This is a genomic window from Polynucleobacter sp. JS-JIR-II-50, assembly GCF_018687895.1.
Taxonomy (GTDB): Bacteria; Pseudomonadota; Gammaproteobacteria; order Burkholderiales; family Burkholderiaceae; genus Polynucleobacter.
Genome location: NZ_CP061307.1, coordinates 663,669 through 674,893, shown reverse-complemented (window position 1 = coordinate 674,893; position 11,225 = coordinate 663,669). Strand labels below are relative to the sequence as shown.

Here is an 11,225-nt window from a genome sequence, read left to right as displayed (position 1 = left end):
GTGCTGCACTTTAAACTATCGCGCCTTCGCGAGGACATCCCATCTTTACTAAAACTAGCTGGGCCACTATTAGTTGGTCAGCTTGCTGTAATCGCATTTGGCGTGCTCGATACCGCTATGACGGCGCGTTATTCAGCCGATGATTTAGCGGCACTGGCAATGGCATCTGCCATCTTCATCAGTATTTATGTAGGACTCACCGGAGTGATCTCGGCTCTTGCACCAATCGCAGGGCAACTCTTTGGCGCAAAGCGTTTTTCAGAAATCGGTGAAGAGGTGCGGCAAGCGGCTTGGCTTGCTTTAGGTCTCACTATTTTGGGCTGTTTCATTCTCCTCAATGCAGATCACTTGCTGGCCATATCGCGAGTTAATGACGCTATTGAAGGTAAAGCGAAGTTATATCTCAGCATCCTGGCAATCGGCTTACCAGCGAGCATGGCCATGCGCGTATTGATGGCACTGCACAATGCAGTGTCTCGCCCTACCGTTATTACTGTTGTGCAAATTATTGGCCTGGCACTCAAGCTGCCCCTAAACCTACTCTTCATTTATGGGGGCTTAGGCATAGAGGGTATGGGTGGGCCAGGCTGCGCTGTAGCTACTGTCATCATTAACTGGTCTTGGCTACTCATGACTCTAGGCTTTGTTGTATTTGATCGCTTTTATAAACCTTTTAAGATCTTTGCCCGCTTCAGCCTGCCAGATTGGCGTCGTATCTGGACATTATTAAAGCTTGGTGCACCCATTGGCTTTAGCTATCTGATTGAAGTAACCTCTTTCACGTTTATGTCCCTATTTATTGCCCGCCTTGGAACTACCGCATTAGCGGGCCATCAAATCGTAGCCAATATGGGAACTGTCATCTACATGGTGCCACTATCTCTCTCCATTGCGACCATGACCTTAGTGTCGCAATCTATTGGTGCCAACAAGCCTGAGCGTGCCGAAGAGATCGGTTGGTCATCCGTCTTTTTTACCACTACGCTGTGCATCACTATTGGTATCGCAGTTTGGATTTTCAGGATTCAGTTGCTGGACTTATACGATCCACCAGCAGAGGTGAAGGTGTTCTCTATCCCCCTCTTCTTATTTATAGCCTTCTATCAAGTATTTGATGCCCTTCAAGTTACCGCAGCATTTATTCTGCGGGCCTATCGCATTGCTTTTTTACCGATGGTGATTTATGCAGGCTCACTTTGGGGCGTAGGCCTTGGTGGTGGCTACCTCATGGGTTTTAATGTATTTGGTAATACACCGACATTCCTACAAGGCGCCAATGGCTTTTGGGCTGGCAACAGCTTAAGTCTGGGCTTAGCTGCGTGCTTTTTGCTCTATCTCTTTAGAAGAACGGCGGAGCGCTATCAGAAGACGCATCCGCCGGTACAGGTTTAAGGCAAACTACTTTGAGTCTCTTACTTATAAACCTTCAAAGTAGAAGCATCGTCATTTAAACGGGTTTTGAGATTACGCAACTGCCCTGCCGAACCAGGGTTGTTAGTAATAAAGTTTTGATCAGCCAGATGCTTGCGTACATCTTCGGCTAAATCCAATGAAGCCAACTTCATTAGCTTTGCATTACTTGGTTTATATCCAGTATCCCTGCCATCAATTTGAACATCCTTACCTTCACCAGAAGCTACAAATGATGCAACTATTTGCGTTGTCTTGGTATCAACAATATTAAAGTCCACCGTTACCTCAAGCGTCATCTGTTGTGAGGTAGATTTGGTTCCAGGAATATCAGATACGTTATCCGTACTGGAAACTTCAGCCAACACACCATATAAAACATAGTCTGCATCACCGAAATCGCCAGCCTTGATCCGCTTAACAATATCAAAGTACTCATCGCCTTGATTAGGGGTGGCTACGGTAGCCTTGGCTTGAACCACTTTATAGCCAGACTTAATCAACAGGCCACGAATGGGATTGGCCAAGTAACGCAATTCTCCATACTCATTATTGGCTTGATATCCCGACTTCTTCATGCTTTGGGTATTAGCACTTGAAGAGCTGTTACTTGGAGCTGTTGTATCCGTCACAGGGGCTGTCGCTTCACCTGGACTGGTAGTCTTAGGGTCGGCCAAATTAGTGAACTTCACTGGGAACGCAGATGAATTTGTCCCGCCAGTAATGGCGGACGAATTGGCTTTATCCGCATCTACCTCAATAGTCTTGGGCACAATCGTAGAGGAAATGTTGTTATCTGTTGTCGTTCTGGTTTCTTCGACAAACGTTAAGTTTTTTCCTTCTTTCTTAAAGTAGATATCCGTGACTGCAATTGACTTGGAATCGGTCTTTAAAGCCTCAGCACTGATGACGGGATTTTTGGGTGGGTCTGCTGGCACTTGGCCAATATACGCAGATTCCATGGGAGCAGGCGGCTTGCTAGCGCAGCCAGCCAAAAAAACCAGACTCACCCCCGTACAAGCTAATAATATTTTTTTCATGTATTGCTCAATTCTTTATGGTGTTGAGTTGCGTATTAGCGCGTAGCAGTCTTACGAATCTCTTTTTCATCAGCCCACTCGAGCAAACCAGATTCATTGTTAATGAGATTCAGATTAAATACGTAATAAACGTCTTTCACATCCTTGGTGTTTTTGACAATAGAAGCAATCGATCCTTCGATACGATATTGAGCGCCCTGCATATTGCCGGTCTTGGCAATCGTGCTGTTTTTATATAAACCTGACTGATTCTGACGCTTGAGTTCTTCGGTCTGATTTTGCATTTCAGAAACGCTCACTGCAAATCGCACTTGACCACTCTTCATTAACTGCGTGCGGATCTTATCGGTAATTACACGCGTATCGATATATTCAGAAGTTTTATTCTTCACATCTGCAAGCGTCACAATAGGGGCATCTTTGCTTCCAGAGATAGCCTTAGACTGGAGCAGTGATCTTGTCATGGCCTCGGCAATCATCTGTAGATCAGTTGATCCATAGTTCGCATTAACGGTCTCTACCGCCTTAGCATCACCATAACGAACCTGCGGTCCTGAGCATGCAGCCAAAGTAGCTACTGACAAAATGATGGCGGATAAATGGATGGTCTTCATTTTCATTTTTAAGTCCTAATATCTTCTAATAACGCGATTTATTTGTATTGATTTAATTCAAAACGAAAGTCAGTAGCATCTGGCGTTGGGGCGATTCCAATGATAACGGTCGACTGCCCCTTACCTACTGTTACAGGCTTCCAAGGCTCTTCATCTGTAACGGCCATACCGTTTTTACCAATCCACTTGAATCGATAAGAAACGAGATTGGATTTACTGTCATTCTGAATGGTTACCTGCGCAGTTAACACACCATTGCGCATCAAACTACGCATATCAGTAATTTGAATGCTATCCGTATCACCCATGCGTACCGTCATGTCCTTCATAGATGGCGTTGAGCTACATGCGACAAGAGCAAGTGCCGTCATCAGGATTGCGAGGTATTTTTTCATCTGGGTCTTTCCTAATTAAAAAGCTGCTGAAAGCTATTCAACAGATTGGGTGACTCGTAAGGCTTCACCCCTTCCATATTACCGCTAGCGGGGATAGTGTTGGGGGTGGCATTGGGGTTAGGGTTTGAAATAGGCGCCGCAATCACGGGAGTTGCCTGTGTCGCTAAAGGGGTAGTTGTTGCCGCTGTTGATGCAGACTCTTCGGGCTGTGGATCCTGAAAGCCTCCCCATAATTTATTAAGACCCGCAAATGCCCCTTCAGATGGCTTTGGCTCAACGAGAGCGGGTATTGAGTTTGATGGCGGGATGGCGGCGGAAGATGCGGCTATTGGAGCGCTAGCAATGGGATCTTTAGGGGGAGGAAGTGCTGCGGGATCATTGGAGGTCAGTACAGTTGCCCTATTTCTGAACATGCGGATATAAACCACGTTGTACCCACCTAACAAATTAACCGTTTGGGATACAGTCACTCCAGACGGCAAAGTATATTTCAGAACAGTAGGTCCAATCGGCAAACCCATTCTGGCCATATACGTTTGCGCAGGCAAGGTTGACCAATGACGCACATCAGTCACATTGATTGCTTGCAAGCTATAGCCTGTAATCATTCCTGCAATGGCACCAATAAGTGCAGCGCTACCATTGTTCTGATTGTTTTGGTTATTCTGACTCCGCTTATTCGCCGCTTGCTGTGCAGCTCGATCTGCTGCATATTGTGCGGCCAAAGAGACCAAGGCTCTAGAGGACGCTCTTAAAACATAGGCTGGCATCTCATCACGCAAGTTCTTGCGAGCCATAGCATCAATATTAGCAACCAACTCTGGATTAGCCACTTTATCGCCTAACTGAACCATGGTTGGCCTGAAACGCTCAGTAGATTTTTCGATTACCGGGAAGGTTAAGGTCACTAACTTTGGGTTGCCGCCCAGATTAAAAGACTGACTGATTTGATAAGGAATAATTTTGGGCATGTAGCCCGTATCAATAATGATCAAGGTATCAGAAAACCCTTTTTTGCCTTGATTGGCAATATTGGAGTCTAGCTTAGCAATGCTGGTTTTAAAGAAGTTAACTTGTGGTCGTAACTCAATTGCCAAGCGATAACCTGGCGCAGCTAGACTTGCCTCTCCTTGTGACTCATGAATAAAACCAGACAGGTAATATGCTGCGGGGTTCTGATACGAGTTCTTGAGGCTACGCGTTTCCTCGTCATCCAATAGATTGATTGGGTAACCGCTGATACTTTCAATACGGCTTGATGCACCTTGAGTGTTGGGATTATTTTGCTGCTCCCGCTCTACCTTGGAGACTGAGGCCACCCTACTCTGTATCAACTCTTCAATAACCTTCTCACGCTGCGCCATCTTTTTGGCTTCCACCATGGCATCATTCCAGCGCCCTTGAGAGATGTGGTTTAAAGCGATGGTCTGACTTAATAAACTCACTTCATAAGGTTTAGGGTCATACTCGCTACTAAAACCCTCAGACAAAACGTAGCCGCTTGCTCCTGAAAAAGAGCGTCTGAGCTTGTCGCTGGTGGTGACCTCCCAACGACTGACTAATTGATCTGCAGCCAATAGGTTTTGGGTGCTATTGGGAATCTGGGTGGGACCTTGCAGTCTTTGCACTTCGCCCAGCTCCATGTAATACAGAGTATTTTTATCCTTGAATGCACCCTGAATAGCTGCTGTTGTATTTTGCAGATCACCATTTTTAAACTGCTCTTTGGACTCATTCATTTTGATTTGCTGAGTCTGTGTAGCACAACCCACCAACAAACAGGCAGCTAAAGTCATGCCGAATTTAGAAATGTCTAATACTAAAAATTTAGGCAAATTGAGGGGTTTATGAAGAAGAGGGGGAAATAAGGGCCACATACCTTTAACGCTTTAAAATAGGCTTGGGCTGACAAGAACATAGAGTTTTATTACTCTAATTTTGCACCCGATTGCTGTACTACCCTGCCCCATTTGCTTGCTTCGGAGGCAATCAACTTAGAAAGGTCTTTTGGACTACCTGGAGCGGGGTCCAGGCCACCAGCCAAGAGCTTGGATTTGACATCGGGATTGTTCAAAGTTTGGCGCACCATTTGATTTAGGCGTTTTTGAATATCAGGCGGAAGGTTTGCCGGTGCCATCAATGAAAACCAAGATACAGCCTCAAAACCGGCCAAACCTTGCTCGGCTAGAGTGGGAATCTCGGGGGCGGCATGTGAGCGCTTCAGTGTAGTAACTCCCAAGGCTTGAACTTCCCCCGCCTTAATTAAAGCCAAGGAGGAAGAAAGATTATCAAAGAGCATAGAAATGCGACCACTGAGTAAGTCGGGCAATGATTGTGCTCGCCCCTTATAAGGAATGTGACGGATTTGAACACCAGCCATTTGCTTAAATAATTCACCTGACATGTGCAATGAAGTACCAACACCTGAGGAGCCGAAAGTAAGTTGATCTGGTTTTGCTTTTGCCAATTCAATTAACTCATGAAGATTGTTAACGCCCAGCTTCTTATTAACAATCAATACATTTGGTGTGCTTGCTAAAAAACTAATGGGTGTGAAATCTTTCACAGGATCGTATGAGATCTTTTCATACAGCGCGCCATTAATCGCATGAATGCCTACCGTGCCAATTAATAAGGTGTAGCCATCGGGGTCGCTCTTGGCAACCAAATCAGCACCAATATTGCCACCATAGCCTGGGCGATTCTCTACCAGCACCGTTACACCTAAATTTTGCTGCCAATTTTCCGCTAAAACACGCGCCAATATATCTGGAGCACCCCCGGGGGTAAAGGTTACAACGATGCGAATAGATTGTTTTGGCCAGGCAGCGTTTTTCTGAGTTGTAGTTTGCGCATGAACGGTAAAGCCAATGGCCCACAACACAGACATAAAGAGAAAGCTCTTCAGAACTTTAGAGAATGGCATGCTCAAAAATGCAGAACTAGACCAGGCGGTCTAAGTTAAAAATTAAAGCGAGAGCGGAGCCACAACCAGCCCTCATACTTCACCGGGTCGTCAGCACAGGGGCCAATACCGCACTCCAATAACGTGGATACGAGATTCCCCAAAACCAAGAGAATGAAAGCAATAACAAGTGCATTAGCAAACCATGAGCGGGAGCGCACTTCACGATTGGGAAGCATTAAGAGAATTGCCAGGCCCATTAACAAGCCGGTATACCCAACATAAGCCCAAGTATAAAAATGCAACTCTAAAAATGTTTTTCCAAATCCTTTATCGCCCGGCAGAATATGTAAGAACACCTGACGAAGAGAAACCATCATTCCAACCAGGCCGCCAAGGATGCCCCATCCATAGTGGGATGAATGAGCGCCAAAACGAATATTCAGCACCAAAGCAAAACCAATAATCACAAATCCAACGCGCTGCATTAAACACAAAGGACAAGGCAGCTCACCAAAGTAGAGTTGATCTACAAAAGCATAGGAAAGCATGCCAACTACAGCCAGCAATGCAAGCTGATTGCCAAGTGCGGCTAGGGAAGGTAGAGAATGCTTGCTCACAATCAATTACAGACTGATGTTGAGATGGTCGGTAGCGTGAAAACGGAACCAAACCAGAAGAATGGCAACGGTAATTGCCAAAACTGTTAAACCTGCAAGACGCTTCTCAAACCAAACCAAAACAAGTCCGATAAAAGCCGTCAGAAAAGGTAGAAACATATACATAAGGGAATTCTAGCGCAGGACCCATCAGGTGGGGGCAATTCTGCAAATTCGGGGCCCAGGGAAAGGTCTTTTGTTTAGAATGGGCTAATGGCTACCAACCCCTCTCCTCCCTGCCTAGATTTAACGGTTGACGGGAATATGGCAAGGGTTACTTTTAATAACCCCGCCGCGCGTAATGCACTCACTTGGCTGATGTATGAAGAACTTAAAAGGATTTGCGACTCCTTGGCCCAGAATCCCAAAATTCGAGTGGTCATATTTCGAGGCGCAGGAGATAAAGCGTTTGTTTCTGGAAGTGATATTCAGCAGTTTGTTGAACTCAAAGAGAATGAAGCGTATGAAGTTGCGGTTGATCATATTTTCTCCTCACTGCAACAACTACCCATGCCAACGATTGCCATGATTGAAGGTTTAGCCGTAGGGAGTGGTCTGCTAATGGCAACTTTCTGTGACTTTCGGATCTCGACGCCGGATGCGCGTTTCGGTATACCCGTGGCCAAGACTTTAGGGAATTGTTTGTCGCCAAGTAATTTGTCTTGGCTTACGGCTCACCTAGGAACTCCAACAGTGAAGAAGATGCTTCTGACTGCGGAACTCATTAAGGCGCCAGAATTATTAGCCTCAGGATACCTCTATCAAACGGCAGAGTCTGCAGAAATCCAATCTGTTACCAATGTGCTCGCTCAAAAATTAGCGACCCTTGCTCCTATCACGCAAAAAGCCAGCAAGCTGACATTGACACGTTTACTCCAAAGCAATCTTCCAGACTGCACAGACCTGATGCGAGAAGCCTATAACAGCAAGGACTTTAGAGAGGGGGTGAACGCTTTCTTGGAAGGTCGTCCACCTGAGTGGATGGGGAAATAAGTAAGGCCACTGGACTAGCCTTTAGAGTTTAAAAACTCCACCACGATTTTCAAAAACTGATCGGGCACCTCAACGTGAGGTACGTGTCCCACATTTTCAACTGGTACTAGCTTTGCATTCGGAATGGCTGCTTGCGCCTTCTTACCTAACTCCGGAAAGTTACCTAAAGACTTCACTGCCTCTGGCGGTGCAAAACGTCTACCAAATACCGTACGATCCTTTTGACCAATCACCAATAACACCGGCATCTTTAATTGTGGCAAATCATTAACCACTGGTTTTTCAGCAATCATTTGGTATGTCAGCACTGAAGTCTTTGCATAGGCCGGATAGTCCGGACCTTTTTGTACGCGCACATAGACCTCTACAAACTTTTCATAAGCAGGTTGCCAATTTGGGAAATAACTTTGCAGAAAGCGGCGATAGCTCACCTCCGTTTGCCCCATCTCTAGCTTGAGCAAATCATCATTCTGCTGCGGAGGGATGTCTTTGCTGTAATCCTCAAGCCCTAAAGGGTTCTCCAGCACTAGCTTTTGGACGGCTTGTGGGTATAAGCGCGCAAAACGAATACCCACCATGCCACCCATGGAATTGGCTATGACTGAAACCTGCTTGATATTGAGAGACTTCAGTAAGTCTTGCGTATTGGCAGCTAAATCATCAAAGTGGTATGCCACATCTGGCTTAGAAGACTTTCCGAAGCCAATCTGATCAGGAGCAATCACACGATAGCCAGCTTTAGATAGGCCAGCAATCGTTGTTGCCCAATAATCACTAGAGAAATTCTTGCCATGAAATAACACCACCACACCCTTTTGCTTTCCTAAGGCCGCAACATCCATATACATCATACTTGCTGCTTGCCCCTGTAAAGAAGTTTTAAATTCTTTGAGTGGGTATGGGTAAGGCCATTTGCTGATTCGCAAATCTAAAGGAGCTGCATCAGCATAAAGACTGGCAGGTGGAGTTGATGAGGTCTTCTCAGTATTAGCGCATGAAACCAAAAAAACAGGTGCAACTAACGCTGCACCAATCAGCAATACTTTCTTGAGAAAACTTGTCATCAATCTGACCTTCTTTTTGATTTAGAGAATTTTTGTTTTTAAGTTTGGTAAACCGGAAACACTACCTTCAAGTACATCCCCTTTTTTAACTGGGCCAACACCTGCTGGCGTACCAGAGAAAATTAAGTCGCCTGGTTCCAAGGTAAATAAGGTAGATAGATAAGCAATCGTGTCAGGAACATTCCAAATCAACTGATTAAGATCGCCCTCTTGACGAACTTCACCATTCACTAAGAGCTTAACGGCGCCTTTGGCAGGATGACCGCACTGACTGGCTGGTGTGATCTCACCGCAAGGGGCAGATTGATCAAATGCTTTGCCGGTATCCCAAGGACGTCCCATCTTCTTAGCCTCACCTTGAAGATCGCGCCGAGTCATATCCAGACCAACTCCGTAACCATAGACATGCTCTAAGGCTTTGTCTGCAGGGATATTTTCACCGCCTTTACCAATAGCGACCACCATCTCAATTTCGTGGTGAACATCCTTTGATAAATTTGGATAAGCCATGTCTTTGCCATCAGTCACAATTGAATTAGCAGGCTTCATAAAGAAGAATGGTGGCTCTCGATCAGGATCATGACCCATCTCACGCGCATGATCGGCGTAGTTTCTACCAACACAGTAAATACGATTCACGGCAAAGCGACGAGTGTCACCCGTGACAGGTAATGAAATTACTGCTGGGGGATCAATCACGAATGCTGAAGACATAAAAACCTTTCTAAGAATTTTGATGAATGGGTGCTTTATTTCTGATGTTTAGAAGTATGACGCAATTTCAATAACAGGATGCTAAGCGCTAAGGCAAAAGTAAGTGCGTTGGCTAGGATGAGGGGCCATTTTTCAATAATGAGGCCATAAACCAGCCACAAACCCACCCCCGCAGTAAATAAGGAGTACATCCCCAAGGAGATGCCCGATAGGTCTCTGGTGCGCCAAGACTGTATCGCCTGAGGTAAAAAGGCAATGGTAGTCAAGAATGCAGCGCAATATCCAATAATCTCTATTTGGTGAGGCTCTAGGTTCATTTATTCATTGTAATAAGAGAAATTTGCAGTTCATTGACGCAGCGCATGAATTTTTAATCTGTAGATAATAGAAAATCGTAACTCAACCCACCATTAAAAATACAAAATGAGACAACATCTAATTCGAGGCTTTGGCTTACTCCTTTGCAGTAGCCTGATCACCGCTCCACTGTTGGCGCAAACCAATAGCCCTGCTATTAAAAATTATCCTGACAAGCCTATTAGGCTAGTTATTCCATACCCGCCAGGTGGTGCTACTGATGTGATTGGTCGCATCATGGCGCAAGAACTCTCCAAATCACTAAACCAGCAGGTGGTTCCCGATAATCGCGCAGGCGATAGCGGCAATATTGGCGCAGATATGGTTGCAAAGTCGCCTGCTGATGGCTATACGCTCTTAATGGGAGCTCTCACTTCACACTCTATCAACGCAAATCTTGATAAAGATAAGATTCGATACAACCTCGAAAAAGATTTCACACCAGTTGACGTGGTAGGAGTGGTACCTCTGGTGTTTGTAGTGAACCCTTCAGTCCCTGTAAAGAATATGAAAGAGTTCATTGCTTACGCAAAAGCGAACCCGGGCAAACTTACTTTCGCATCATCTGGAGCTGGTGCGCCACAACGTCTTGCAATGGAAATGTTTCGCTATCAACTGGGTTTAGATTTATTGCATGTACCCTATAAAGGTAGTGGCCCCGCTATGACCGATCTAGTGGGCGGTCAAGTGCTTACGATGTCTGAAACAGTTCCAGCAGCTCTGCAATTTATTCAAGCCGGTCAGTTAAGGCCTTTAGCTGTGACAACCGCAAAACGCATTAGCCAATTGCCAGATGTACCAACGGTGACTGAAGCCACAGGCTTACCAAACTTTGATGTGGTGAGCATGTTTGGTATTTTGGCTCCTGCAGGAACTCCTAAGCCAATCATCGATAAGCTGAGCGCAGACATCAAGGTTATTTTGCAGCGCCCTGAAGTGCAAGAACGCATGTTGGCAGCAGGTGTGTATGTGAACTATCTTTCACCAGCAGATTCCAGCAAGCGCATTACACGCGAAATGAATATGTGGAGCAAGGTCATTAAAGACTCTAATATCAAGCCTGATTAAGACTAA

13 protein-coding genes are annotated in these 11,225 nt (G+C 45.5%); 3 read left to right on the top strand and 10 right to left on the bottom strand.

All coding sequences use genetic code 11. The features are described from left to right. Positions 1-1,392: an MATE family efflux transporter gene (locus FD963_RS03595; RefSeq protein WP_215363074.1), complete on the top strand. Its 1,392-nt coding sequence runs from the start codon at positions 1-3 to the stop codon at positions 1,390-1,392. Positions 1,393-1,412: 20 nt separating this feature from the next. Here FD963_RS03595 and FD963_RS03590 read toward each other — a convergent pair whose 3' ends face one another. The 7 genes from FD963_RS03590 to FD963_RS03560 all read right to left on the bottom strand — a co-directional run bounded on the left by FD963_RS03590 (position 1,413) and on the right by FD963_RS03560 (position 7,149). Further along, positions 1,413-2,450, bottom strand: coding sequence for a hypothetical protein (locus FD963_RS03590; RefSeq protein WP_215363073.1), 1,038 nt, complete (start codon positions 2,448-2,450; stop codon positions 1,413-1,415). Positions 2,451-2,485: 35 nt separating this feature from the next. Next, complete coding sequence (gene lpoB / locus FD963_RS03585; protein ID WP_215363071.1) at positions 2,486-3,070, bottom strand: penicillin-binding protein activator LpoB; 585 nt, start codon at positions 3,068-3,070, stop codon at positions 2,486-2,488. A gap of 32 nt (positions 3,071-3,102) precedes the next feature. Then, complete coding sequence (locus tag FD963_RS03580) at positions 3,103-3,459, bottom strand: YcfL family protein (protein WP_215363069.1); 357 nt, start codon at positions 3,457-3,459, stop codon at positions 3,103-3,105. An 11-nt stretch (positions 3,460-3,470) separates the two neighbouring features. After that, positions 3,471-5,294 (bottom strand): COG3014 family protein, encoded by a 1,824-nt coding sequence (locus FD963_RS03575; protein ID WP_251367305.1) that lies wholly within the window; start codon positions 5,292-5,294, stop codon positions 3,471-3,473. Positions 5,295-5,386: 92 nt separating this feature from the next. Further along, on the bottom strand, positions 5,387-6,385 hold the full coding sequence (locus FD963_RS03570; protein WP_215363067.1) for a tripartite tricarboxylate transporter substrate binding protein: 999 nt from the start codon (positions 6,383-6,385) through the stop codon (positions 5,387-5,389). A 35-nt stretch (positions 6,386-6,420) separates the two neighbouring features. Further along, positions 6,421-6,984 (bottom strand): disulfide bond formation protein B, encoded by a 564-nt coding sequence (locus tag FD963_RS03565; RefSeq protein ID WP_215363065.1) that lies wholly within the window; start codon positions 6,982-6,984, stop codon positions 6,421-6,423. A gap of 6 nt (positions 6,985-6,990) precedes the next feature. Next, on the bottom strand, positions 6,991-7,149 hold the full coding sequence (locus FD963_RS03560; RefSeq protein WP_158009030.1) for a DUF5993 family protein: 159 nt from the start codon (positions 7,147-7,149) through the stop codon (positions 6,991-6,993). Between the two features lie 87 nt (positions 7,150-7,236). On the opposite strand from FD963_RS03560, the gene FD963_RS03555 reads away from it, so the two are divergent. Then, positions 7,237-8,016: an enoyl-CoA hydratase/isomerase family protein gene (locus FD963_RS03555; protein ID WP_215363063.1), complete on the top strand. Its 780-nt coding sequence runs from the start codon at positions 7,237-7,239 to the stop codon at positions 8,014-8,016. 14 nt (positions 8,017-8,030) lie between these two features. On the opposite strand, the gene FD963_RS03550 is transcribed toward FD963_RS03555, so the two are convergent. Genes FD963_RS03550 through FD963_RS03540 form a run of 3 tightly spaced genes read right to left on the bottom strand, consistent with a single transcriptional unit; the run spans position 8,031 to position 10,111 of the window. Next, complete coding sequence (locus FD963_RS03550; RefSeq protein ID WP_215363061.1) at positions 8,031-9,080, bottom strand: alpha/beta fold hydrolase; 1,050 nt, start codon at positions 9,078-9,080, stop codon at positions 8,031-8,033. 21 nt (positions 9,081-9,101) lie between these two features. Continuing rightward, positions 9,102-9,794, bottom strand: a complete 693-nt coding sequence (locus FD963_RS03545; protein ID WP_215363059.1) for a fumarylacetoacetate hydrolase family protein — start codon at positions 9,792-9,794, stop codon at positions 9,102-9,104. 35 nt (positions 9,795-9,829) lie between these two features. Next, entirely contained in the window at positions 9,830-10,111 is a 282-nt protein-coding gene (locus FD963_RS03540; RefSeq protein ID WP_215359765.1) for a SemiSWEET transporter, read from the bottom strand. 106 nt (positions 10,112-10,217) lie between these two features. Here FD963_RS03540 and FD963_RS03535 point away from each other — a divergent pair, with 106 nt between their 5' ends. Beyond that, a complete protein-coding gene (locus FD963_RS03535) occupies positions 10,218-11,219 on the top strand; it encodes a tripartite tricarboxylate transporter substrate binding protein (RefSeq protein WP_215363058.1) in 1,002 nt (333 codons plus the stop codon). Positions 11,220-11,225: the final 6 nt, after the last annotated feature.